General features: G+C 71.3%; 21 protein-coding genes. 12 read left to right on the forward strand and 9 right to left on the reverse strand.

Annotated elements, in window-relative coordinates; all coding sequences use genetic code 11:
* The first annotated feature begins 79 nt into the window (after positions 1-79).
* The gene (gene mfd / locus ACWJI7_RS02000) at positions 80-3,634 is read left to right on the forward strand and encodes a transcription-repair coupling factor (protein ID WP_479934855.1); all 3,555 of its coding nucleotides are present in this window, start codon (positions 80-82) and stop codon (positions 3,632-3,634) included.
* Between the two features lie 454 nt (positions 3,635-4,088).
* Positions 4,089-5,666, forward strand: coding sequence for a mechanosensitive ion channel family protein (locus ACWJI7_RS02005; protein WP_479934857.1), 1,578 nt, complete (start codon positions 4,089-4,091; stop codon positions 5,664-5,666).
* Between the two features lie 16 nt (positions 5,667-5,682).
* Here the strand turns inward: ACWJI7_RS02005 and ACWJI7_RS02010 are convergent, their stop codons facing one another.
* The 3 genes from ACWJI7_RS02010 to ACWJI7_RS02020 all read right to left on the reverse strand — a co-directional run bounded on the left by ACWJI7_RS02010 (position 5,683) and on the right by ACWJI7_RS02020 (position 9,119).
* Positions 5,683-7,029, reverse strand: coding sequence for a S41 family peptidase (locus tag ACWJI7_RS02010; RefSeq protein ID WP_479934859.1), 1,347 nt, complete (start codon positions 7,027-7,029; stop codon positions 5,683-5,685).
* Positions 7,030-7,155: 126 nt separating this feature from the next.
* Positions 7,156-8,406, reverse strand: a complete 1,251-nt coding sequence (gene ispG, locus ACWJI7_RS02015) for a (E)-4-hydroxy-3-methylbut-2-enyl-diphosphate synthase (protein ID WP_479934861.1) — start codon at positions 8,404-8,406, stop codon at positions 7,156-7,158.
* A 56-nt stretch (positions 8,407-8,462) separates the two neighbouring features.
* A complete protein-coding gene (locus tag ACWJI7_RS02020) occupies positions 8,463-9,119 on the reverse strand; it encodes a uracil-DNA glycosylase (protein ID WP_479934863.1) in 657 nt (218 codons plus the stop codon).
* A 167-nt stretch (positions 9,120-9,286) separates the two neighbouring features.
* Here ACWJI7_RS02020 and ACWJI7_RS02025 point away from each other — a divergent pair, with 167 nt between their 5' ends.
* The 7 genes from ACWJI7_RS02025 to ACWJI7_RS02055 all read left to right on the forward strand — a co-directional run bounded on the left by ACWJI7_RS02025 (position 9,287) and on the right by ACWJI7_RS02055 (position 15,958).
* Positions 9,287-10,555, forward strand: coding sequence for a pyridoxal phosphate-dependent aminotransferase (locus tag ACWJI7_RS02025; RefSeq protein ID WP_479934865.1), 1,269 nt, complete (start codon positions 9,287-9,289; stop codon positions 10,553-10,555).
* Between the two features lie 56 nt (positions 10,556-10,611).
* A complete protein-coding gene (locus tag ACWJI7_RS02030; RefSeq protein ID WP_479934867.1) occupies positions 10,612-11,568 on the forward strand; it encodes a putative selenate ABC transporter substrate-binding protein in 957 nt (318 codons plus the stop codon).
* Positions 11,569-11,616: 48 nt separating this feature from the next.
* On the forward strand, positions 11,617-11,853 hold the full coding sequence (locus ACWJI7_RS02035; protein WP_479934869.1) for a hypothetical protein: 237 nt from the start codon (positions 11,617-11,619) through the stop codon (positions 11,851-11,853).
* Between the two features lie 22 nt (positions 11,854-11,875).
* A complete protein-coding gene (locus ACWJI7_RS02040) occupies positions 11,876-12,631 on the forward strand; it encodes an ATP-binding cassette domain-containing protein (protein WP_479935136.1) in 756 nt (251 codons plus the stop codon).
* On the forward strand, positions 12,628-14,199 hold the full coding sequence (locus ACWJI7_RS02045; protein WP_479934871.1) for a phosphonate ABC transporter: 1,572 nt from the start codon (positions 12,628-12,630) through the stop codon (positions 14,197-14,199). The genes ACWJI7_RS02040 and ACWJI7_RS02045 overlap by 4 nt, the downstream gene beginning before the upstream one ends.
* A 12-nt stretch (positions 14,200-14,211) precedes the next feature.
* Complete coding sequence (locus ACWJI7_RS02050) at positions 14,212-14,937, forward strand: GDSL-type esterase/lipase family protein (RefSeq protein WP_479934873.1); 726 nt, start codon at positions 14,212-14,214, stop codon at positions 14,935-14,937.
* Between the two features lie 145 nt (positions 14,938-15,082).
* Positions 15,083-15,958, forward strand: a complete 876-nt coding sequence (locus tag ACWJI7_RS02055; protein ID WP_479934875.1) for a sigma-70 family RNA polymerase sigma factor — start codon at positions 15,083-15,085, stop codon at positions 15,956-15,958.
* Between the two features lie 11 nt (positions 15,959-15,969).
* On the opposite strand, the gene ACWJI7_RS02060 is transcribed toward ACWJI7_RS02055, so the two are convergent.
* On the reverse strand, positions 15,970-16,761 hold the full coding sequence (locus ACWJI7_RS02060) for a DUF92 domain-containing protein (RefSeq protein WP_479935138.1): 792 nt from the start codon (positions 16,759-16,761) through the stop codon (positions 15,970-15,972).
* A gap of 132 nt (positions 16,762-16,893) precedes the next feature.
* On the opposite strand from ACWJI7_RS02060, the gene ACWJI7_RS02065 reads away from it, so the two are divergent.
* The gene (locus tag ACWJI7_RS02065) at positions 16,894-17,262 is read left to right on the forward strand and encodes a hypothetical protein (RefSeq protein WP_479934877.1); all 369 of its coding nucleotides are present in this window, start codon (positions 16,894-16,896) and stop codon (positions 17,260-17,262) included.
* A 19-nt stretch (positions 17,263-17,281) separates the two neighbouring features.
* Here the strand turns inward: ACWJI7_RS02065 and ACWJI7_RS02070 are convergent, their stop codons facing one another.
* Together ACWJI7_RS02070 and ACWJI7_RS02075 are read right to left on the reverse strand one after the other, a co-directional pair.
* Positions 17,282-18,061, reverse strand: coding sequence for a 16S rRNA (uracil(1498)-N(3))-methyltransferase (locus ACWJI7_RS02070; protein WP_479934879.1), 780 nt, complete (start codon positions 18,059-18,061; stop codon positions 17,282-17,284).
* Positions 18,062-18,069: 8 nt separating this feature from the next.
* Positions 18,070-18,522, reverse strand: a complete 453-nt coding sequence (locus ACWJI7_RS02075; protein WP_479934881.1) for a DUF3531 family protein — start codon at positions 18,520-18,522, stop codon at positions 18,070-18,072.
* Between the two features lie 86 nt (positions 18,523-18,608).
* On the opposite strand from ACWJI7_RS02075, the gene ACWJI7_RS02080 reads away from it, so the two are divergent.
* Positions 18,609-19,280: an ABC transporter ATP-binding protein gene (locus tag ACWJI7_RS02080; protein WP_479934883.1), complete on the forward strand. Its 672-nt coding sequence runs from the start codon at positions 18,609-18,611 to the stop codon at positions 19,278-19,280.
* A 15-nt stretch (positions 19,281-19,295) separates the two neighbouring features.
* A complete protein-coding gene (gene hslO / locus ACWJI7_RS02085; RefSeq protein ID WP_479934885.1) occupies positions 19,296-20,210 on the forward strand; it encodes an Hsp33 family molecular chaperone HslO in 915 nt (304 codons plus the stop codon).
* Positions 20,211-20,261: 51 nt separating this feature from the next.
* Here hslO and ACWJI7_RS02090 read toward each other — a convergent pair whose 3' ends face one another.
* The 3 genes from ACWJI7_RS02090 to ACWJI7_RS02100 form a co-directional block, all read right to left on the reverse strand.
* A complete protein-coding gene (locus ACWJI7_RS02090) occupies positions 20,262-20,960 on the reverse strand; it encodes a CPP1-like family protein (RefSeq protein ID WP_479934887.1) in 699 nt (232 codons plus the stop codon).
* A gap of 87 nt (positions 20,961-21,047) precedes the next feature.
* A complete protein-coding gene (locus tag ACWJI7_RS02095; RefSeq protein ID WP_479934889.1) occupies positions 21,048-21,272 on the reverse strand; it encodes a hypothetical protein in 225 nt (74 codons plus the stop codon).
* A gap of 81 nt (positions 21,273-21,353) precedes the next feature.
* Positions 21,354-23,033, reverse strand: coding sequence for a peptide chain release factor 3 (locus ACWJI7_RS02100; RefSeq protein ID WP_479934891.1), 1,680 nt, complete (start codon positions 23,031-23,033; stop codon positions 21,354-21,356).
* Positions 23,034-23,044: the final 11 nt, after the last annotated feature.

A 23,044-nucleotide genomic window follows, 5' to 3' on the forward strand; every position in this document is an offset into this window, starting at 1 on the left:
GGCGATGGGGTCAGGCAGTATCGCGCCGCAGGCGACGGCCGGTTGCGAAGATCGGCATTCGTCCGTGCCGCCCCGTCCGATGCCCCTCACCGCCCTGGTGCGCCAGCTGGAGCAGGTGCCCCTCACCGGTGAGGTGCTGGAGCGCAGCCGCCGGCCGCAGCGGCTGCGGCTGAGTGGCGCCGGCCGGGCGGCACGGGCCCTGATCGCCAGCGCCCTGGCCCGGCTGGCCGGGGGACCGCTGCTGGTGGTGGTGCCGACCCTGGAGGAGGCGGGCCGCTGGAGCGCCCTGCTCGACCTGATGGGCTGGCCCAGCGCCGCCCTCTACCCCACCAGCGAGGGCTCCCCCTACGAACCCTTCGATCCCACGAGCGAGATCACCTGGGGACAGCTTCAGGTGCTCAGCGAGCTGGTGGAGGGGGGCCAGTGGCGCGGAGCGATCGTGGCCACCGAGCGGGCCCTGCAGCCCCACCTGCCCCCGCCGGCCGCCCTGACCGCCCAGTGCCTCAGCCTGCGCAAGGGCGACACGGTGGACCTCGAGGCCTTGGCCGAGCGGCTGAGCCGGCTCGGCTACGAGCGGGTGCCCACGATCGAGCAGGAGGGCAGCTGGAGCCGCCGCGGCGACATCGTCGATCTGTTCCCGGTCAGCGCCGAGCTGCCGGTGCGGCTGGAGTTCTTCGGTGACAGCCTCGAGAAACTGCGGGAGTTCGATCCCGCCAGCCAGCGCTCCCTCGATCCGATCGAGGCGGTGCGGCTCACCCCCACCGGCTACGGCCCGCTGGTGGCCGACGCCCTGCGGGAAAGGATGCCCGACGGCCTCGACGACCTGCTGAGCCCCGAGGCGCTCGAGCAGCTGCTGGAGGGCGGCACTCCCGAGGGGATGCGACGGTTGATGGGGCTGGCCTGGTCCCAGCCCGCCTCCCTGCTCGAGTACCTGCCCGCCGCCACCCTGATCGCCGTGGACGAGCGACGCCAGTGCCTGGCCCACGGCCAGCAGTGGTTCGACCATGCCGCCGATCACCTCGCAGAGATGACAACGGAGCAGACGGGGGAGCTGCCGGCCCGCCTGCACCGCTCCCCGGCCACGGCCCTGGAGGCGGTGGAGGCCTTCGCCGGTTTTGACCTCGCCGAACTGCACGAGAGCGACGCCCACCCCAACAGCTTCGATCTGGCCGGACGGTCGGTGCCGGCCCATCCCAACCAGTTCGGTCGCCTGGCCGCCGTGGTGAAGGGCTGCCAGCAGGACCGCTCCAGGGTCTGGCTGTTGTCAGCCCAGCCCAGCCGCACCGTGGCCCTGCTGGAGGAGCACGACTGCATCTGCCGCTTCGTGCCCAACCCCCAGGATTTTCCCGCGATCGAGCGGCTAATCGCCCAGAACACGCCCGTGGCGCTCAAGCTCAAGGGCACCGCTGAGCTGGAGGGTCTGCAGTTGCCGGCCTGGAAGCTGGTGCTGCTCACCGACCGGGAGGTGTTCGGGCAGAGCAGCCTGGCGGCCTCGGGCTTCATACGGCGGCGGCGCAAGGCGGCCAGCCGCACGGTGGATCCGAACAAGATGCGGCCGGGCGACTTCGTGGTGCATCGCAACCACGGCATCGGCCGCTTCCTGGGGCTGGAGAAGCTGGCGATCAGCGGCGAGTCCCGCGATTACCTGGCCGTGCAGTACGCCGACGGTCTGCTGCGGGTGGCCGCCGATCAACTGGGCAGCCTGGGCCGGTTCCGGGCCAGCACCGACACCCCGCCGGAACTCAACCGCATGGGCGGGGTGGCCTGGAGCCGGGCCAAGGAGAGGGCCCGCAAGGCCGTGCGCAAGGTGGCGCTGGATCTGGTCAAGCTCTACGCCGAGCGCCACCAGGCCCCGGGCTTCGCCTTCCCGGCCGATAGTCCCTGGCAGCCGGAGCTGGAGGACTCCTTCCCCTACGAGCCGACCCCGGATCAGCTGCGGGCGATCGCCGAGGTGAAGCGGGACATGGAGAAGCCCCGGCCGATGGACCGGCTGGTCTGCGGTGACGTGGGCTTCGGCAAGACCGAGGTGGCGATCCGGGCCATCTTCAAGGCCATCACCGCCGGCCGGCAGTGCGCCCTGCTGGCCCCCACCACCGTGCTGGCCCAGCAACACTGGCGCACCCTCAGCGACCGCTTCGCCCCCTACCCGCTCAAGGTGGCCCTGCTCAACCGGTTTCGCACCGCCGCCGAGCGCCGGACCATCCTCGACGGCCTCCGGGGCGGCACCGTGGACGTGGTGGTGGGGACCCACCAACTGCTGGGCAAGGGCACCAGCTTCGACAAACTCGGGCTGCTGGTGGTGGACGAGGAGCAGCGCTTCGGGGTGAGCCAGAAGGAGAAGATCAAGGCGCTGCGCAAGGACGTGGACGTGCTGACCCTCTCGGCCACTCCCATCCCCCGCACGCTGTACATGAGCCTTTCCGGGGTGCGGGAGATGAGCCTGATCACCACTCCGCCACCCCTGCGCCGGCCGATCAAGACCCATCTGGCCGCCCGCGACGAGGAGGCGGTGCGCAGCGCCATCCGCCAGGAGCTCGACCGCGGCGGCCAGGTGTTCTACGTGGTGCCGCGGGTGGAGGGCATCGAGGAGGTGGCCGGCACGCTCCGGGAGATGCTGCCGGGCCTGAAGCTGCAGGTGGCCCACGGCCAGATGCCGGAGGGGGAGTTGGAAAGCGCCATGGTGGCCTTCAACGCCGGTGAGGCCGACGTGATGCTCTGCACCACGATCATCGAGAGCGGCCTCGACATCCCGCGGGTGAACACGATCCTGGTGGAGGATGCCCACAAGTTCGGCCTCGCCCAGCTCTACCAGCTGCGCGGTCGGGTGGGCCGCAGTGGCGTGCAGGCCCATGCCTGGCTGTTCTATCCGGGGGATGCGTCGCTGAGCGAAGCGGCGCGGCAGCGGCTGCGGGCGATCCAGGAGTTCGCCCAGCTCGGCAGTGGCTACCAGCTAGCCATGCGCGACATGGAGATCCGCGGCGTCGGCAATCTGCTGGGGGTGGAGCAGAGCGGCCAGATGGAGGTGATCGGCTTCGACCTCTACATGGAGATGCTGCAGGAATCGCTGGCGGAGATCCAGGGCCAGGACATCCCCACGGTGGACGAGGCCCAGATCGATCTGCCGATCACCGCCTTCATTCCGGCCGACTGGATCACCGAGAGCGACGAGAAGATGGCCGCCTACCGGGCGGCCGCCGACTGCCACACCCGCGCCGAACTGCTCCAGCTCGCCGCCGACTGGATCGACCGCTACGGCGCCCTGCCGGCCCCGGTGAACAGCCTGCTGCAGCTCATGGAGCTCAAACTGCTGGCCCGACGCTGCGGCTTCTCCCGCATCCGCCCGGAGAAGCCCAACATCGCGCTGGACACGCCGATGGAGGAACCGGCCTTCCGCCTGCTGCGCCAGGGTCTGCCGCCCCATCTGCACGGCCGGCTCGTGTACCAGGGCGGTAGCGGGAGCATCGCCCGGGTGCTGGTGCGGGGGCTGGGGGGGCTGCCGATCGAGAAGCAGCTGGAACAGCTGATGGCCTGGCTGAGCGCCATGGCCGGCCAGATTCCCGCTGGGGATGGGATCACCGCGGAGCAGCGGCAAACCGAGCAGCGGCAGGCGGACGCAGCAGTGCTGGTGGTCTGAAGCCGCGCCGCGGCCTGGGGGCGGGGATCTGCACGTGCACGTCCTCGATCCGGTTGTCTCCGTTCCGCAAAAGTTCGTTACACTTCCCGAAACGGCGGAACACCATGGGCGAACTGGTCGGTGCAGGGGCGACGGGATGGGAAGCAGGTCTTCCCGGCGGTTTCGGGGTGGTCTCGGCCCTGATCAGCATGGTGGCTCTCGGTCTGTTCGCCCTCTTCCAGGAGGACCAGGAAAACGACGATGACGACTCCAACCCCGGTGGCGGTCTGATGCAGCCGGTGGCCTGAGCGCCGGGCAACCGGCGTCACCCGGATCCAGACTCGGCCGGCGGGTCCCCGGTTTCCGGGGCTCGGCCACCTGAGGGCATTTGACCATGGCGCGGCCAGATCACCCACGGCCCCGACGCACCCACCACCGGCCGTCAACGGTGGTCCGGTGGTGGGTCAGGACCCTGGTGCCCCTGGCCCTGCTGCTGCTCCTGCTCGGGATATTTGGACTGGGGCCGACCCTCCCCCTGGGCGCCGCCCCGGAGCCCCCCAGCCCCTCCGCCGAGGTGGAACTCGACGGCCGTCCACTCTTCCGGGTACGCGCCTCCAACGACTACAGCGCCGACCAGCGGGTCGATGGGGTCAACCAAGCCCTCCAGCGGCTGGCCGATGCCGGTGGGCTGGCGCCGGTCACGGTGGAGGAGCGCAACAACCTGCCGGTGCTCCACCTCAGCGGCAAACCCCTGCTCACGGTGACCCGCCGGGACACCCCGGAAGGCCTGAGCCCGGACCAGCAGGCCGAGAACTGGCGCCGCACCCTCAGCGCTGCCCTGGAGAACGCCCGCCGGGAGCGACAGCCCCAGGAGGTCCGTCGCCGGCTGGGGCTGGCCCTGGCCTGGATGCTGCTCGCCGCGGTACTCCAGCGGGCCCTGGCCCTGGTCTGGCGGCGGCTGTTCCGGCGCCTGCTGGCCGAGCGATCCGGCGATCCGGAGGCCACGTACCGGACCCAGGGTCTGCGCTTTCTGCTGCGGGCGGCCCTGCGGGCCCTGCAGGGCGCCGTCTGGCTGACGGCCCTGGGGATCATCGCCGGACTGTTTCCCCTCACCCGCATCTGGACCAGCCGGGTGATCGATGCCCTCTGGGACGGCCTCTCCTCGCCGTTCCTGCGGCTGGGGGAGCGCAACTATTCGATCATCGACGCCTTCATCCTGCTGGCGCTGTTCATCGCCCTCACCCGCCTGGTGGGCCTGCTGCAGCGGCTGCTGCGCAGCCGGGTGCTGGGTTACACGGGGATCGGAGTGGCGGGCCAGGAGACGATCGCCTTCCTGGTCCAGTACGGACTGCTGTTCATCGGCAGCCTGGTGCTGCTGCAGCTCTGGGGGCTGAACCTGAGTTCCCTCACCCTGTTCGCCGGCGTCCTCGGCGTGGGGGTGGGTCTCGGCCTGCAGGGCATCGCCAAGAACTTCGTCAGCGGGCTGGTGATCATCTTCGAGCGGCCGGTTCAGGTGGGCGACTTCGTGGAGATCGGCGATCTGCAGGGAACGGTGCGGCGCATCAATCTGCGCAGCACGGAGGTGGTCACTCTCGATCGGATTTCGATCATCGTTCCCAATTCCGAGTTCCTCGAATCCCGGGTGGTGAACTGGAGCCACGGCAGCCCGGTCTCGAGGCTGGTGGTGCCGGTGGGCGTGGCCTATGGCTCCGATCCCCTGGCCGTGAAAGCGGCGCTGCTGCAGACCTGCCTCAACGATCCGGCCATCCTGGCGGCCCCCGCCCCCAGCGTGCTCTTCAAGGGATTCGCCGACAGCGCCCTAGAGTTCCAGCTGCTGGTCTGGATCGGCCAGCCCACCCACCAGTACCAGATCATCAGCGATCTCAATGTCCGCATCGAAGCGGTGCTGCGGCAGGAGGGAATCACGATTCCGTTCCCCCAGCGGGATCTGCACCTGAGCAACGACGGGCTGCGGCTCAGCCTCCCCGAGGAGCTGACGACCCTGCTGCGGGAGCTGGCCCAGCCGAAGGACCAGGGGGACGTGGACCGCTGATCCCGTCGTGGCCGGATCAGGGCGTGGCCAGAGCCGCCGGCAGATTGGCGGTGCCGGGCCGGTAGGTGGTGCCGGCCGCACCCACCTGGCGGAGCCGCTGGATCAGGGTGGATTCGGCCACCCGGTACTGGGGATCCTTGCTGGTGCCGATGTCCTCAAGGCGCAGCTTGAGGGCGTCCTGCTCGCTCAGCTTGACGGGCACATCGGGATCGATGCCGTGCTTGTGGATGTCGCGGCCACTGGGGGTGAGGTACTTGGCGATGGTCACGGTCATGCCGGAGCCATCCGAGAGCCCCCGCACCGACTGGACCAGCCCCTTGCCGAAGGTCTTCTGGCCCACCAGGGTGGCGCGTTTGTTGTCCTGCAGGGCGCCGGAGAGGATCTCACTGGCACTGGCGGAGCCTTCGTTGACCAGCACCACCACCGGGGCCTTGGTGAGGGCGCGGCCGTTGGCGCGGCGCACGTCCTGAATGCCGTCACGGGTCCGGGTGGAGACGATGATGCCCTCGTCGAGCCATTGGCGGGCGATCTCCACACTCGCCATCAGCAGGCCACCCGGGTTGCTGCGCAGATCGAGCACATAGCCGTCGACCTGCTGGCCCTCCAGGTCGCGCAGGGCGGCCCGCATGTCCTTGGCGGCGTTGGCGTTGAACTGCTTCAGCCGGATGTAGCCGATCTTGAGCCCATCGGGGCCGGTGTTGATCTGGTGCTCCACCGCATGGAGCTCGATGCGGGCGCGGGTGAGCGGCACGGTGACCAGCTGACCCTTGCGGCGCAGCTGCAGGGTGACCTCGGAGCCGGCCTGCCCGCGGATCAGCTTGACGGCGTCCTCGGTGGTCATCCCCTTGGTGCTCTTGCCGTCGATCGCGACGATCACGTCCTTCGGCTGGACCCCGGCCCTGGAGGCCGGCGATCCGTCGATGGGGGAGACCACCATCAGTTCCTTGGTGTCCTTGTCAAGGCTGAGCTGGATTCCCACCCCGGAGAGTTCTCCGGAAGTGTCGATCTGCATCTCCTTGAACTCCCGCGGATCCATGAAGCGGGTGTAGGGATCATCGAGGGTGCCGAGCATGCCCCGGATCGCCTCATAACTTTCCTTGGTGCTGCCATAACTCCTGGCCAGCAGGTCACGGCGGAGCTTGCGCCACTGCTCCGGTGTGTAGGTGCCGGTGGTGTCGAGATAGTCGCGGAAGACGATCTGCCAGGCCTGATCCATCACCTCCTTGGGGCTGTCGCTGATCAGGGAGGCGGCGCTGGGCGCCATCAGCCATTCCCCCCCCGTGACCACCGCCGTGGCACAGGCGCCGAGACCAGCCAGAAGAAGGATGCCGGTGCGACCCCTGGCCATTGGCTGTGTCCCCATGGAGCTGGATTGTTGTTTCAAGCTAGCCCGCATCCGGGGGGGAGGCGAGGCGGGGAAACCGGTTCGAGGCGCGTCCGGATGGGGCCATCCGGGGTGGCGGACCTGCCGGGACGAGCGGGCGGGCGATCAGGGATCCACCCAGCGGCCGTCCTCCTTGATCAGGGCGATCAGGGCCTCCACCCCCTCGGCCTCCGGCACCCGGCGGATCTCGTCGCGGCCGCGGTAGAGGGAGATGGTGCCCGGCGTCTTGCCCACGTAGCCGTAGTCGGCGTCGGCCATCTCGCCGGGGCCGTTGACGATGCAGCCCATCACGGCGATGTCGAGGCCGGTGAGGTGGGCGGTGGCGTTGCGCACCACGTGCAGCACCTCCTCCAGGTTGAACAGGGTGCGGCCGCAGCTGGGGCAGGCCACGTACTCCACCATCGTTTTCCTCAGGCCCAGGGCCTGCAGGATCGAATAGCAGACAGGAATCTCCTTCTCCGGTGCCTCGGTGAGCGACACCCGGATCGTGTCGCCCAGGCCCTCGGCCAGCAAGGTGGCGATGCCGGCGGTGCTCTTGATGCGGCCGTAGTCGCCATCACCGGCCTCGGTGACGCCCAGGTGCAGGGGGTAGTGGAAGCCCTCGGCGTCCATGCGGTCAGCCATCATCCGATAGGCGGCCAGCATCACCGGCGCCCGCGACGCCTTCATCGACACCACGATGTTGTGGAAGTCGAGGCGGTCGCAGATGTGGATGAACTCCATGGCGCTCTCCACCATGCCCAGGGGCGTGTCGCCGTAGGTGAACAGCATCCGCTCGGCCAGGGAGCCGTGATTCACGCCGATGCGCAGGCCCTTGTCCTGCTCCTTGAGCAGGCTCACCAGCGGCTCGAGCGTGGCCTGGATGCGCTGGCCGATCGCCGCCACCTCCTCAGGGGTGAATTCGGTGCGGTGGGGATCGGGCTTGTCGAACACATACAGCCCCGGGTTGATGCGCACCTTGTCAACGTGCTGGGCCACCTCCAGGGCGATCTTCATGCCGTTGTGGTGCACATCCGCCACCAGTGGCACCGGCTGATAAGTGTCTTCCAGGCGCTGGCGGATCTCCTTCACCGCCTTGGCATGGGCCAGGGAGGGCACCGTGAGCCGCACGATCTCGCAGCCCGCCTCGTGCAGGCGGCGGATGCCGGCCGTGGCGCCCTCAATGTCGAGGGTGTCCTCGTTGATCATCGACTGCACCACCACCGGGTGCTCGCTGCCCACCCACACGTCGCCCACCCGCACACTGCGGGTCTTGCGGCGCCGGATCAGGGTGTCGTAGCGGGGGTTGCTGGCCCAGTCGGCGGGGAGGCCCGCCGACTGGGCGGCGGCGTCGGGGCGAGCCAGAGTACCGGTCATGGCGGAGGGCCGGAGGGTGGCCAAAGCCTGTCACAGGAGAGGCCTCAACCGGCGGGTCAGCGCGCCAGCTGGTCGAGGCGGCGGCGCACGTCCTGGAGGTCCTGCCAGGTGAGCCACTTGGGGCTGCCCTGCTGCCGGGAGGGATTGCGCAGCAGATAGGAGGGGTGAAAGATCGGCATCAGCCAGCGCCCCTGCAGCACCCCATCGCGGCCCTGGCGCCACTGGCCGCGCAGCCGCGTGATGCCTCCCTTCACCCCCAGCACCCCCTCCATGGCCGTGGCGCCGGCCAGCAGGATCACGCCGGGATCCACCAGGGCGATCTGGCGCTCCAGCCACGGCAGACAGGCGGCCATCTCCGCCCCGCTCGGTTTGCGGTTCTCGGGAGGGCGGCACTTCACCACATTGCCGATGTAGGCATCACGGTTGGAATCGATGCCCACGCTGGCGAGCATCTGATCGAGCAACTGGCCGGCCCGGCCCACGAAGGGCTGGCCGCTGGCGTCTTCCTGGGCGCCGGGGCCCTCGCCGATCACCATCAGGCGGGCGGCGGGGTTGCCGCGGCTCACCACCACCTGCTGGCGGCCCGCCGCCAGGCCGCAGCGGCGGCAGGCGCCGCAGGCGGCCGCCAGCTCATCCAGCCCCAGCGGGCCGGCTTCGCCTGCGGTGGGTGCGCTCCAGCTGAAGAGATCCGGCTGCTGGGCCTCTCCGGTCATGGGCGGCAAGGCAGGGAACGGGCGTGGCCATCCTGTGACAGAGCTGGACAAAACAGGGGGTTTCGTGCCAGCTCGAACCTCTCGGCAGGGGAAGGGTGTTGCAGGATGGCCTCTTGATGTAGCCGAGCTCACCAAATGCCGGCCCAACGCCGATGCCGAACCCTGGGATGTTGGCCGCTGTGGCCCCGACGACGGCCCTGACGATGGCCGCTCCGCTCCACCCCTCCCTCGATTCCACGGCGCCGCCGCTTCAGCCCCGGACGGAAGCCCTCCAGCTCTCCCAGCGGGCCCGGGCTCTGCAGCCCTCCCTCACCCTCGCCATCGCCGCCAAGGCGCGGCAGTTGAAGGCCGACGGCCAGGACATCTGCAGCCTCAGTGCCGGCGAACCGGACTTCGACACCCCCGCCTTCATCCGCCAGGCGGCGGCCCAGGCCCTCGAAGCGGGCCACACCCGTTACGGCCCCGCCGCCGGGGAGCCCGCCCTGCGGCAGGCCATCGCCAGCAAGCTCAGCCAGGAGAACGGGGTGCCCACCGGCAGTGGCCAGGTGCTGGTCACCAACGGCGGCAAGCAGGCCCTGTTCAACCTGTTCCAGGTGCTGCTCGACCCCGGCGATGAGGTGCTGCTGCCGGCCCCCTACTGGCTGAGCTACCCCGAGATGGCCCGCCTGGCCGGAGCCAGCGTCACCCTGCTGCCCTGTGAGGCCGCCGCTGGTTTCCGGCTCGACCCCCAGCAGCTGGAGCAGGCGATCAGCCCAGCCACCAGGCTGCTGGTGCTGAACAGCCCCGGCAATCCCACCGGCATCGTGATCAGCCGCGGCGAACTGGAGCAGCTGGCCGCGGTGCTGCGGCGCCATCCCCGGGTGGCCGTGGTGTGCGATGAGATCTACGAATCCCTGCTCGCTCCCGGCCTGGTCCACCACAGCCTGGCCGCCGTGGCCCCCGACCTGGCCGATCGGATCTTCATCGTCAACGGCTTTGCCAAGGGCTGGGCCATGACCGGCTGGCGGGTCGGCTGGCTGGCCGGCGCCGAACCGGTGATCAAAGCCGCCTCGGCCCTGCAGAGCCAGTCCACCAGCAACGTCTGCAGCTTCGCCCAGTTCGGCGCCCTGGCCGCCCTGCAAGGCCCGCGCGACTGTGTGCAGGCCATGGCGGCTGAGTTCAACCGCCGGCGCAGCCTGCTCAGCGAGGGCCTGCGCCGCCTCCCCGGAGTCACCCTGCCCGAGCCCCAGGGCGCCTTCTACGCCTTCCCGGATGTGAGCGCCTGCGGGCTCGACTCCATGACCCTCTGCGACCGCCTGCTCGACAGGGTGGGGCTGGCGGTGGTGCCCGGCGTGGCCTTCGGCGACGATCGCTGCATCCGCCTCTCCTGCGCCGCCTCCCCGGCGGCGATCGAGGATGGCCTGCAGCGCCTGGAGCGCTTCTTCGCGGCGCTCTGACGAGGGGCCTGAGGACGGGAGGGCAGGATCATCGGGTCGTTGCCTCTCCTGGACCCTTGACCACCCGAGAACGCTGGGCCGTTGCGCTTGCCGGCCTCCTCCTGATCGGCCTGCTGCCAACGGCCTGCACCCCCCGCCCCGAAGGCGCCACAGCCCCGAACGGCAGCAACAGTGAGGCCGCCCGGCCCAACGAGAAACGGGTGCTGCGCATGGGCGCCATCCCCGATCAGAACCCCGAGAAACTCAACCGCCTCTACAGCCTGGTGGCCGAAGAGCTCAGCGAGCAGCTCAAGGTGCCCGTGCAGTTCGTGCCCGTCACCGACTACACCGCAGCCGTGAGTGCCTTCCGCACCGGCGACCTGGATCTGGTGTGGTTCGGCGGCCTCACCGGCGTGCAGGCCTGGCTGCAGAAGCCCGGCGCCCGCGCCTTGGCCCAGCGCGACATCGACCGCTCCTTCCACAGCGTGTTCATCGCCAACCCGAACAGCGGCCTCAAGCCCTTCAGCGCCCAGAGCGACCTGCAGCAACTCAAGGGCAAGCGCTTCACCTTCGGCTCGGAGAGTTCCACCTCCGGCCGGCTGATGCCCCAGTACTTCCTCAACCAGGCGGGGGTGCAGCTGGGCGACTTCGCCGGCGGCAACCCGGGCTTCAGCGGCAGCCACGACGCCCTGATCGCCCTGGTGCAGAGCGGCACCTACGACGCCGGCGTGGTGAACGAGCAGGTGTGGCGCAGCCGGATCGAGGAGGGCAAGGTGGACACCACGAAGGTGGTGGAGCTCTGGCGCACCCCGGGCTACGCCAACTACACCTGGGTGGTGCAGCCCGGCCTCGACAAGGACTACGGCGAGGGCTTCACCCAACGGCTGGAGCAGGCCTTCACCGGCCTCAACCCCAAGGATCCCCGCCAGGCCCAGATCCTGGAGCTGTTTGGTGCCAAAACGTTCGTACCCGCCACCAACGCGCAGTACGAGGCCATCGAGGCCGTGGGACGCCAGGTGGGCAAGATCCGCTGAGCGGGACCACCGGCGGCCCCTACCCTGGCAGTTCGTGCCGGCAGCGCCATGGAGTTCAAGGGCAGCCTGGAGGAGCTCCAGGCCCTCGTCGCGGGTCTCGGCCAGCGGGGCCACTGGGTGCACGAGGGCAGCTTCGAGATGTTCGTGGTCGACGACGCGGAGACCAACCTTCGGCTGAACTGGTGGCCCGGCAGCGGCCAGTTGCAGCTGGTGGGGGATCCGGCCCAGCGGCTCACTCTGCTGAAGCAGCTGGAGCAACGGCTGGCCGAGGGGCGATCCAGCTGATCCAACCGGCCGGAGCCCCGTGCTGAGCGCCCGGGACGATCGGGCCGTTCTGACCCTGGAGGGCATTACCGTGCCCGGTCGCAGCGCGCCCCGGCTGGAGGGGGTGTCCCTGCGGCTACAGCCGGGCGAACGGGTGGCCCTGGTGGGTCCGAGCGGAGCGGGGAAGAGCACCCTGCTGGCGGTGGCCAACGGCCTGCTGGCCCCCGCCGTGGGGACGGTGCTCTGGCACGGACAGCCGCCGGCGCGCAACCGGCGGCGCCGGCGCCGCCAGCAGGCCCGCATCGGCACCCTCTGGCAGGACCTGCGCCTGATCGAGGAACTCACCGTGCAACAGAACCTCAATGCCGCCCGTCTGGCGAGCTGGGGCTGGCCGAAGGCGGTGCTCAACCTGCTGCTGCCGCTCGAGACTGCGGCCAACGCCGCCGCCCTGGCCGCGGTGGATCTTGAGGCCGGCCTGCTGGCGCAGCCGGTCACGGCCCTCTCGGGCGGCCAGCGGCAACGGCTGGCCCTGGCGCGGCTGCTGCGGCAGGAGAGCGACCTGCTGCTGGCCGATGAACCCCTGGCCCACCTGGATCCCCGCCTGGCCCTGGAGCTACTGGCGCTGCTGCTGGCCCAGGCCGGGCCGGGCCGGGCCCTGCTGCTCAGCCTGCACCGCCCCGATCTGCTCGATGGTTTCGACCGGGTGGTGGCACTGCGTCAGGGCCGGCTGGTGCTGGACGCCCCCCCAGCGGCCCTTGAAGCCGGCTGGCTCGAGGCCCTCTACCGGTCGGGTCCATGAGCCTGGCCCTGGGCCACCGGCGGGCCTGGCTGCGGCCCGCCGCACCGTTGCTGGTGCTCCTGCCCGCCCTGGTCTGGCTGCCGCTGCTGGCTGTCCTGCCCGGACTCGTGCACGGGGGTGGCTGGGCCCTGATCGGCCGGTTTGCCCTGGCGGCGCTGACGCCCTCCCTCGATCCGCTGGTGCTGGGATCGGCCCTGAACGGCCTGGGCGTCACAGTGGGCATCGCCCTCCTGAGCTGGACGCTGAGCCTGGCGCTGGGGGTGCTGGGGGGCCTGCTGAGCTCCCGGACCGTCTGGAGCATCGGCATCGGCAGCGCCTGGCCTGCGGAGGGGATCCGCCGGCTGCTGGCGGTGCCCCGGTCGATCCACGAGCTGCTCTGGGGGCTGCTGCTGCTCCAGCTGGTGGGGCTGCAGCCGGCGGTGGCGGTGGTGGCGATCGCCATCCCCTACGCCGCCCTGGTGGCGCGGGTGGTGGCCGACCTGCTCGACGCCCTGCCCACCAAGGGACTGGTGGGGTTGCGGCTCGCCGGCGCCCCGGCCCCCGCCGCCCTGCTCACCGCCCTCGGGCCCGCCCTGCAGCCCGGGGTGATCAGCTACGGCGGCTACCGGCTGGAGTGCGCCCTGCGCAGCGCCACCCTGCTGGGTGTGTTCGGACTGGGGGGTCTGGGCACCGATCTGAGGCTGACGCTGCAGTCGCTGCAGTTTCATGAACTCTGGACGGGGTTGTGGCTGCTGCTGCTGGTGATGCTCGCCCTGGAGGGGGGGCTGCGGAGCCTGAGGCGGCGCTGGGGCATGCCCGCCCGTTTCGGGCTGGGGGCCGCTGGAGTCGGGCGGGGCGGACGGGAGGTGCTGCTGGCCCTGCTGGCCCTGCTGCCGCTGCTGGCGGGGGTGGCGGTGGCCCTGGGGGTGCATCCTGGCCAGCTGCTGGACCTGCAGGCGCCGCCTCCCCTGGTGGCCGACTGGCCGGCGGTGCTGGCCCTGCCCTGGTTCCGACTGGTGGCGACCACCGTGGGGCTCACACTGCTGGCGGCCGCCCTGGCGGTCGGCACCGCACCCCTGCTGCTCCTGCTGGTGGCCCCCTGGCCCCTGGGGCGGCTCCTGCTGCAGGGGATCTGGGCCCTGGGCCGGCTCTGGCCGCCACCGCTCACCGCCCTGCTGCTGCTGTTCGTGCTGCAACCGGGGGTGGTGACCGCCGCCCTGGCGCTGGCCTTCCACAACCTCGGTGTGCTGGGCCGTCTGCTGCTGGAGGCGGGGGAATCGGCCGACACCGGCGCGGAGCGGGCCCTGGCCCAGGCCGGCAGCGGGGCGCGGCTGGCCCTGCTGTATGGCCGCTACAGCGCCCTGGCCCGCTCCTACCTGGCCTATGGCGCCTACAGGGCCGACGTGATCCTGCGCGAAACCGTGGTGGTGGGGCTGGTGGGGGCGGCAGGACTGGGCAGTCTGCTGATGGAAGCCCTCAGCTCCTTCGCCCTTGATGAGCTGATCGCCCTGGTGGCGGTCTATGGGTTTCTCACACTGGTGGGAGAAGATCTCAGCGACCGTCTGCGCCGGCGCCTGCTGGCGGCCTGAACCGTCCAGCCCATGCCCCCCTTCTCCCCTGAGCGGCCCGCCGAGCCGGACTCCCGGATCCGAGCCGCGGCGGCGCCCCGCAAGCTGATCGTGCTGGGGGACAGTGGGGTCTACGGCTGGGGGGATCCGGACGGGGGAGGCTGGTGCGAGCGGCTGCGCCGCCAGTGGATGGCCCAGCCCCAGGGACCGGTGCTCTACAACCTGGGGGTGCGCGGGGACGGGCTGGAGCGGCTGGCGGCGCGCCTGCCGGCCGAAGTGGGCTGCCGGGGCGAACTGCGGCGGCAGCGACCCCAGGGGATCCTGATCGGGGTGGGTCTGAATGACACGGCCCGGGTGGGACGGCCGGACGGCCGCCATCAGCTGGATCCGGACGCGTTCCTGTTCGGCCTCGAGCAGTTGCTCCAGCAGGCGAGGGCGATCGCTCCGGTGCTGGTCCTGGGTCTGACCCCCGTGGACGAGGCGCTGATGCCCTGGGCGGAGTGCCTCTGGTATGACCTGGCCACGGCCCGGCGCTACGAGGGCCTGCTGGAGGAGGCCTGCCTGGAGGCCGACGTGCCCTTCCTGCCCCTGCTCGACGGCCTGCTGGCCGACCCCCGCTGGCTGCGACTGCTGGGCGGCGACGGGCTGCACCTCAACGCCGACGGGCATCAGGTTCTCTATGAGCGGGTGCGGCAGTGGCCCGCCCTGCTCCGCTGGGCGGGCCTGGAGCACCAGGGGGCCGTGACGCCGGCGCTGTAGCACCTCCCCCTGGCGGGACGGGCGCCGTCACCCGGATGGGGGACCCGGACTTCACCCCGGCGGGGGACCCGGTTTCACCGGCCCGGGGGAAGCGCCGAAGCGGCCTTGCGGACGACCGTGAAAGGACGGACCTCGCGGCTTCCCCATGCCCCGCTCCACCAGCCCCCGGCGCCCCGCCAGCACCCCCGAACCCAGCCCGACCAGCGGTTCCGGCGCCTCCGCCCCCCGAAGCACCGGCCACCGGGACAACACCCACCTGCTGCGCCGCTACCGCGGCAGCGGTGACCTCCAGCAGCGCAACCACCTGGTGGAGCTCAATCTCCCCCTGGTGCGTCGGGTGGCGGCGCGCCAGAGCCAGCGGACCAGCCTTCCCTACGAGGACCTGGTCCAGCTGGGATGCCTCGGGCTGATCCGGGCGATCGAGGCCTTCGATCCCAGTCGCCACACCGCCCTGAGCAGCTATGCCGTGCCCTTCATCCAGGGGGCGATGCTGCACCACCTGCGCGATCAGCATCCACCCCTGCGCTGCTCGCGCCAGCTGCGGGATCTGCACGCCCGGGGCCAGCGGCTCCAGCAGCAGCGACAACACCAGCGGCTGGCGCCCCTGACGGAGGCCGCCCTGGCCGAGGCCCTGGGCTGCCGGCCGGAACGCTGGCGCGAAGCCTGCGACCTCCACACGGCCCTGCAGCTGCGCAGCCTCGACACCCCCTGTCAGGACGGGGAAGAGGGCGGCTTCAGCCTGCTGGATCTGCTGCCGGCCAGCGAGCCGCCGCACCCCTGCCGGCCCGACCACCACGACGACTCCCCCTGCCGCGAGCCCGCCACCCAACGGCGGCTGCGCCACCGGCTGGAGCGGCTCGATCCGATCCTGCGCCAGCTGCTGGAGCGGCGGGTGCTGGCGGGCAGGTCCTGGCGGCAGCTGGCGCAGGGCCTGGACCTGCCCTCCCGGGCCTGCCGCCAGCGCTTCGAGGAGCTGCTGATTCAGCTGCGGGCTGACCTCCGCCAGGACCAACCCGGCTGAATGGCCCCGGATCAGGCTCCCGCTGGCGGCACCAGCCCCAGGGCCACGGCGAGTCCCATGGCCAGCGCCGCCGCGATCAGGGTCTGCAGGGCGTTCACCAGCTCATTGCTGAGCCAGATCAGGCGGCGCTGCAGGGTCGCGCCGATCACGCTCTCGATCAGGGTGGCCGCCAGCCCCACCGCCGTGACCAGAAGCCAGCCGGCGGGGCCGGAGAGCAACCCCAACGCCAGCAGCAGCAGGGCCATCCCGGCGCTGCCGGCCAGGCTGGCCAGGGAGCCCTCCAGGCTGATCGCCCCCTCGGTGCCGGGGGGCACCGGGCGCAGGCTGGTGATCAGCACCGTGGTGCGCCCCCAGCGCTTGCCGATCTCGCTGCCGCAGGTGTCGGCCAGCTTGGCGGCGAAGCTGGCCGAAAACCCGATCAGCAGCAACGGCACCGGCGCGGCCGGTGCGGTGGTCAGCAGGGCCAGGGCGGCCCCGGTGGCGGCCGATCCCCAGACGTTCTCCGGGCCGCGGCGCCCGCCCCTGGCTTCGGCCAGACCCTCGTCGCGCTTGCGGCGGTAGCCCAGCCGGGTCACCAGGGAGCCGAGGGCGAGATACAGCACCACCGCCAGCCAGCCGCGCCAGCCCAGGGTGCCCCAGAGCAGGGTGCCGAGGATTCCGGCGTGCAGCCAGCCGGCGGGGGTGAGCAACGGCAGCCGCTGGGCGAAGGCGATCAGCACCGCGTTCAGGGCCAGGGCCACCCACCAGCCCGCAGCCCCGCCGGGGCCGGGGGCGGGCGGGGGCAGAACGGCGAACCAGACCAGGGGCACGGCAGGTCGGAGGGCAGGGGACCTCCAGTCTTCCCACCCGCCCCTCTGTTGCACTCCCCTAAGGGGCCGCGGGGCCGGGACCGACGCAACGGATAATCAGCCCACTCGCCCTGCACAGCCGGCGTCATGATCTTCAAACGCAAGGGGTTCTTTCTCAACTTCGACAAGGACTCGGCCGCCCAGGACCCCAAGCCCGTGACCGTGGCGCCGCTGGAGCCGGCGTCCCCGGAACCGGCGTCCGTCGAGGCCGATCCGGCGGCGGACCCGGCCGTTTCGGCCGCCCCCCCCCTCGCCACGGAGGGCACGACCCTCACCACCGCCGAAGCGATCGCCCTGGAGCTGCGGCGTGAGCAGGAGAGCCGCCCCGCCCCCACCAGCATCACCTTCGCCCCCGAGCGCCTCGTTCCTGGCGGCGCCCTGCCCCGGCGGCGGCGCCGGGCCGGCGCCGACATCGGCCCCTTCCGCGCCATTGCCGCGAGCCTGATCAAGAGTTGAGGACGGTGCGGCGCACGGATCAGCCCGCTGCGCCTCCGTCACGCCAGGTGGCCAACAGGGCCAGGGCCGCCACCGCGGCGGTGGACGTGCGCAGGATACGGGGCCCGAGGCTGACGGCCCGCCAGCCTGCGGTAATCGCCCCCTCCTCCTCCGCCGGGCTCCAGCCCCCCTCCGGGCCGATCGCCACCTGCAGGTGGGGCGGGGAGCCTTCGGGCGCGGGCGCTGCAGCCAGCGGTGGCAGCGCTCCGGTCAGCGGGACCAGCCCCGCCCGGCGGGGGGTGGCCAGCAGGGCCACTCCGGCGGGGGGGGTGGCCAGCCAGGCGCCGGCGGGGACGGGATCACCGAGCCAGGGCAGCCAGAGCCGCTCGCACTGCTCGGCGGCCTCCCGCAGGATCGCCTGCCGGCGGTCGACCTTCCCCTCCCCCCGCAGGACCCCGCGCTCGGCGGTCAGGGGCTGGAGCCGGTCCACCCCCAGTTCGCAGGCCATGCGGATCAGGGTGTCGGCATCCCGGCGGGGTAGGGCCACGGCCAGTTCGAGGGCCGGAACGGGGGGGGGCTGGCGCTCCAGCGGTGCCTCCAGCGGCTGCTCCAGCCTGGCCCGGCCCCCGTCGAGCAGGGCGGCACTCCAGAGCCGGCCCGCCCCATCGAGGACGGCGAAGCGATCACCGCAGCCAAGGCGCAGCACCCGGCCCAGATAGCGCCGCTCCTCGCTCTGCAGGGTCAGCAGCGGCGGGTCCCCGGGCGCCGCGGCGGCCAGGCGGGCGGGATCGATCAGCAGGCGGCGCAGTTCGCGGCTCACGGCCGGCCTCAGGGGCCGCCGGAGGGGAAGGCGGCGTCGGGATTCTCCTCCACCGGCCAGTCGTCGTTGACGCCGCCGACCAGCACCGCCTCGATCTCGACCACGTCGTTGTCGAGCTGGCGCAGGACGTTGAGGAGCACATCCAGGGCCACCCCGTCGCTGGTGCCCAGGTCGACCCAGCAGCGCCCCCACTCCTGGCGGTACTCCGGCTGGCCCATGTTGTGCATGAGCGCGGGCAGGGCCCGCTCGGCCGCCTCCAGGTCGTAGGTCATGCCGCTCAGGTCAATCCCCTCCTCGTGCACCTGAAGGTTCTCAGCATTGAAGCCGCCGAGCTTGCCGAGCACGAACCAGCTGTCGAAGACGGTGTCGACATAGCCGCGCTCTCCCGGACCGGGTGGCGCGGCGAAGCGCAGCCAGATCCAGCAATTGAACGGGTCCATCTCACGAAAGCGAATCTCCATCCGTCCGGCTGCCACGGTGATCGGCCCTGGAGCCTGCCACTCCATCAAACACGCCTGCGGCAAGCTGGGTCGAGTCCAGCCGCCCCATGCTCGAGCTCCGCTCCGTCCGCTACCACCCGGCCACCAGCGCCGCGGCGGTGCTGGACGACGTGAACCTGCGTCTGGCCGTGGGCAGGCCGGCTTTGGTGGCGGGCCGCAGCGGCTGTGGCAAGACCACCCTGCTGGAGGTGATCTGCGGCCTGGCCGACCCGAGCGGCGGCACGATCCTCTGGGACGGCGAGCCGGTGCGGTCCCGCCAGCGGCGCTGGCTCTGCGGTCTGGTCTTCCAGTTCCCCGAGCGCCATTTCCTCGGACTGAGCGTGGGGGAGGAGCTGAAGCTCGGCCAGCGGCGCCTGCCGACGGAGCGGGCCGAGGCGGTGCTGCGCCAGGTGGGACTGGCGGATGTGTCGGCCCAGCAGGCCCCGGAGCGGCTCAGCGGCGGGCAGCAGCGGCGGCTGGCCCTGGCGGTGCAGCTGCTGCGGGATCCGCGGGTGCTGCTGCTGGATGAGCCCACCGCCGGCCTCGACTGGTCGGTGCGGCAGGAGGTGCTGGAGCTGATCGGCCAGCTCAGCCGCGACCGGGCCCTGCTGGTGGTGACCCACGAACCGGAGCTGTTCCGCGGCGTGATCGATGGCGGCTGGCGCCTGAGCGCTGGGGGTCTGACGCCCTGGCCGGAGCTCCGGCCGGAACTCCGGCCCACGCTCCCTACGATGCCCTGAGTCGGCGGGGAAGCGATGCCCGATCAGTTGCTGCGGGCCACCGCGGCCCAGGGGGGAATTCGCCTGGTGGCGGCGCTCACCACCGTCACCACCCGCTACGCCCGGCGGCGCCACCAGCTCTCGTACCTCAGCACCGCCCTGCTGGGCCGGGCGATGACGGCCGGCCTGCTGCTGGCCAGTTCGATGAAGGTGGCCCATGGCCGCGTCAACCTGCGCATCCAGTCGGACGGGCCCCTGCGGGGCCTGATGGTGGATGCGGGGCGGGACGGCAGTGTGCGGGGCTACGTGGGCCATCCCGGACTGGAGCTCGACCTGGTGGCGGACTCCGACGGCACACCCCACTTCGATTTCCGCACCGCCACCGGCACCGGCTATCTGCACGTCGTGCGCGACAAGGGCTCCGGTGAGCCGTACAGCAGCACCGTCGAACTGGTGAGCGGTGGCATCGGCGAGGACGTGGCCTCCTACCTGCTCCACTCCGAGCAGACCCCTTCGGCGGTGTTCGTGGGGGAGCGGATCGACAGCACCGGTGTCCGCTGCGCGGGCGGGGTGCTGGTGCAGGTGCTGCCCAAGGCGGCCCAGGAGCCCGCCCTGGTGGCCCTGCTGGAGGAGCGTTGCCGGGAGATCAGCGGCTTCAGCAGCCGGCTGGCGGCCTGTCAGGACAATCTCAAGCTGCTGCTCGAGGACATCTTCCCCGACCTCGATCCCCAGCCCCTGGAGGACGCCGAGGCCCGCCAGGAGGTGACCTTCCACTGCCCCTGCACCCGGCGCCGCAGCGTCAACGCCCTGCGCCTGCTGGGCCGGGACGAACTGAATGCGATCCTGAACGAGGACGGGCGCGCCGAGCTGACCTGCCACTTCTGCAACGAGGTGTACAGCGTGGAGGCGGCGGAGCTCAGCGAGCTGATCGCCGAGCTGGCGGTGGCTTGAGCAGCGGGCCGGAGCGGGCACAGGCGATCTCCGGGCGGCGGTTCGCCGGGCTCAGACGATCAGCAGGGCTCCCAACAGCAGCAGCAGCAGGGCGGGCAGGCTCTGGAGCTGCGGCGGGGCCAAGGGCAGCCCCAGGGGTAGGGACGGATCCAGCAGACCCACCAGCAGGCCGCCGATCAGCAGGCCGACGCTGAGCAGGGCGAAGCTCCAGCCGATGGCGGCCAGGAACCGGCCGCGGCGCCGCTGCAGGTTGATCACCGTGACCCCGGTGGCCACCGCCAGCAGCAGCTCAGCGGAGGCGGTGGGTGCCACCAGCAGGAGGAGCAGCAGCAGGCCGTCGGCCACCAGGGGGAACCAGCGCTCCCGGCCATCGGCCAGCTCGAGGGCCGGCATGGACAGGCTGGGGGCCTGGAGCTTGCCGCCCGGCAGCTGGGGCAACGACGGCAGGGCCGGCAGGGCCGGCCGCGCCGGGGGGCGGGCCGCCGCCGCCGGCTTGGCTTCCTCCCGCTTGGAGGCACTCACGGCGGCGCTGCTGACGCGGCCCTGCTGGCGCTCCTTCAGACGCTCCATCAGGACGGCGTCATAGGCGGCCTCGATCCGGGAGCGGGCCTGGGGATCATCGCCAACGGCCTCCAGCCGCTCGTTGCGGGCCGCCTGAACCTCATCGAAGCTGGCATCGGGGGTGATGCCGAGCCGGTCGTAGGGGCCGGACGGGCCGGCACTGGGCGATGGGTCGGGTCGTTCGGTCATGGCCTCCGGAACCAGGGGGCATCCTGGAGCGAGCGTATCGAGGCGCGGACCGAGCGGAGGTTCGAGGCGGGAGATTCGAGAAACGGATCAGAACAGCGGTTCGCTGTGGCGATAGCCAGCCTCCTGCTGGAGCTGCCGGCGGCGGGCCTCGGCCTCCTCGGCCGCCAGCCAGTGACGGCTCTTCAGCAGGGGCATCTGGGGGGGCAGGTGACTGCCTTCCCGCACCTCGACGGTCTCCTGACTGGGGAGAAAGCGGACGTAGTCGGATCCACCGTCATGACGAGGACGTACCAGCCAGAAGGGTTCAGGCATGGCTTGTGACCTTTCGTTGCAATCCAGTCTGGCGGCGGCGGCGGCGGGACGCGAGGGGGGGATCCGCCCGCCCCGCCGGGCTCAGAGGGCGATCGGCTCCACCCCGCTCACCACCGGTGCCACGGCGCTCAGCTCCAGCTCGGGATGGTCCTCGCCCAGCTGACGCAGGTTCCACGCGTTGCGGAACAGCAACACCGGTCGGTCCCAGGCATCGCGCACGGTGCGGCAGTTGAAGATCCGCCCCACCCTCTCGAGGGCCGGCCAGCCGCCCCCCACCCAGCGGGCCATGCTGAACTCCAGCGGCTCCAGCCGGGTCTGCACCCCGTACTCGTGCTCCAGGCGGTACTGCACCACCTCCAGCTGCAGCTGACCCACCGCCGCCAGGATCGGATCCCGCTTGCTGGCATCGGTGTCGTAGAGGACCTGCACCGCCCCCTCCTCGCGCAGCTCGTTGACCCCCTTGCGAAAGCTCTTGAACGCGGAGGGATTGGGATTGCGCAGCCAGGCGAAGATCTCCGGGCTGAAGCAGGGAATGCCCTCGTATTCCACCTTCGGACCCACGTAGAGGGTGTCGCCGATGGCGAACATGCCCGGGTTGTTGAGGCCGATCACGTCGCCGGGGTAGGCGTCGTCGACCACCTCCCGGTCCTGGCCGAACAGCTTCTGGGGCCTCGAGAGCCGGATAGTGCGGCCGGTGCGCGCGTGGCGCACGGTCATGTCCTTCTCGAAGTGGCCGGAGCAGACCCGCACGAAGGCGATCCGGTCGCGGTGGCGGGGATCCATGTTGGCCTGGAGCTTGAACACGAAACCGCTGAACTCGGGCCGCAGCGGATCGACCGGTCCGTCCTGGCCGCTGCGGGCCACCGGCCGCTGGGCCAGCTCCAGGAAGGCGTCGAGGAAGGGCCGCACCCCGAAATTGGTCATGGCGGACCCGAAGAACACCGGGCTCAGGTCCCCGGCATGGACCCGCTCGAGATCCAGCTCCGCCCCGGCCCCATCGAGCAGCTCCAGTTCCTCGAGGGCCTGAGCCAGGAGCTCGGGCTCCACCAGGTCGGCCAGGTCGAGGCTGCCGGCGGCCAGACGCTGCTCGGTGGCCTGGCGGCCCCGTTCGGCCCGCGTGAACAGGATCACATCGCGGCTGCGGCGGTCGATCACCCCCCGAAAACGGTCGCCGCTGCCGATCGGCCAGTTCACCGGCCAGCAGGTGAGGCCCAGCTCGCTCTCGATCTCATCGATCAGCTCCAGGGGGTCGCGACCCGGCCGGTCCATCTTGTTGATGAAGGTGAAGATCGGAATCCGCCGCAGCCGGCAGACCTCGAACAGCTTGCGGGTCTGGGGCTCGAGGCCCTTGGCGGCATCCTCGAGCATCACCGCGTTGTCGGCGGCGGCGAGGGTGCGGTAGGTGTCCTCCGAGAAGTCCTGGTGGCCGGGGGTGTCCAGGAGGTTGACCGTGCTGCCGGCGTAGTCGAACTGGAGCACGGTGGAGGTGATCGAGATGCCGCGCTGCTTCTCCAGCTCCATCCAGTCGGAGGTGACCTTGCGCTGCTCCCCCTTGGCCTTCACCGCCCCGGCCTGCTGGATCGCCCCGCCGTAGAGCAGCAGTTTCTCGGTGAGGGTGGTCTTGCCCGCGTCGGGGTGGGAAATGATCGCGAAATTGCGGCGCCGGGCCACGGCCTCGGCCAGGGAGGTCAGGCCGAAGGCCGCTCCGCTGCCCTGGGAGGTGCCGCTGCCGGCGTCGGGCTCGGTGCTGCTGCTGGTCATGGGGCCAGCCT

The organism is Cryptocyanus atlanticus LEGE 06306, assembly GCF_056633155.1.

What these genes read in the sequence shown, in the direction of transcription:
- ACWJI7_RS02080 (WP_479934883.1), top strand. Translation starts at nt 18,609, where the DNA reads ATGCTCGAGCTCCGCTCCGTCCGCTACCACCCGGCCACCAGCGCCGCG.
- ACWJI7_RS02035 (WP_479934869.1), top strand. Translation starts at nt 11,617, where the DNA reads ATGGAGTTCAAGGGCAGCCTGGAGGAGCTCCAGGCCCTCGTCGCGGGT.
- ACWJI7_RS02100 (WP_479934891.1), bottom strand. Translation starts at nt 23,033, where the DNA reads ATGACCAGCAGCAGCACCGAGCCCGACGCCGGCAGCGGCACCTCCCAG.
- mfd (WP_479934855.1), top strand. Translation starts at nt 80, where the DNA reads ATGCCCCTCACCGCCCTGGTGCGCCAGCTGGAGCAGGTGCCCCTCACC.
- ACWJI7_RS02055 (WP_479934875.1), top strand. Translation starts at nt 15,083, where the DNA reads ATGCCCCGCTCCACCAGCCCCCGGCGCCCCGCCAGCACCCCCGAACCC.
- hslO (WP_479934885.1), top strand. Translation starts at nt 19,296, where the DNA reads ATGCCCGATCAGTTGCTGCGGGCCACCGCGGCCCAGGGGGGAATTCGC.
- ACWJI7_RS02075 (WP_479934881.1), bottom strand. Translation starts at nt 18,522, where the DNA reads ATGGAGATTCGCTTTCGTGAGATGGACCCGTTCAATTGCTGGATCTGG.
- ACWJI7_RS02090 (WP_479934887.1), bottom strand. Translation starts at nt 20,960, where the DNA reads ATGACCGAACGACCCGACCCATCGCCCAGTGCCGGCCCGTCCGGCCCC.
- ACWJI7_RS02050 (WP_479934873.1), top strand. Translation starts at nt 14,212, where the DNA reads ATGCCCCCCTTCTCCCCTGAGCGGCCCGCCGAGCCGGACTCCCGGATC.
- ACWJI7_RS02095 (WP_479934889.1), bottom strand. Translation starts at nt 21,272, where the DNA reads ATGCCTGAACCCTTCTGGCTGGTACGTCCTCGTCATGACGGTGGATCC.
- ACWJI7_RS02025 (WP_479934865.1), top strand. Translation starts at nt 9,287, where the DNA reads ATGTTGGCCGCTGTGGCCCCGACGACGGCCCTGACGATGGCCGCTCCG.
- ACWJI7_RS02020 (WP_479934863.1), bottom strand. Translation starts at nt 9,119, where the DNA reads ATGACCGGAGAGGCCCAGCAGCCGGATCTCTTCAGCTGGAGCGCACCC.
- ispG (WP_479934861.1), bottom strand. Translation starts at nt 8,406, where the DNA reads ATGACCGGTACTCTGGCTCGCCCCGACGCCGCCGCCCAGTCGGCGGGC.
- ACWJI7_RS02045 (WP_479934871.1), top strand. Translation starts at nt 12,628, where the DNA reads ATGAGCCTGGCCCTGGGCCACCGGCGGGCCTGGCTGCGGCCCGCCGCA.
- ACWJI7_RS02065 (WP_479934877.1), top strand. Translation starts at nt 16,894, where the DNA reads ATGATCTTCAAACGCAAGGGGTTCTTTCTCAACTTCGACAAGGACTCG.
- ACWJI7_RS02010 (WP_479934859.1), bottom strand. Translation starts at nt 7,029, where the DNA reads ATGGGGACACAGCCAATGGCCAGGGGTCGCACCGGCATCCTTCTTCTG.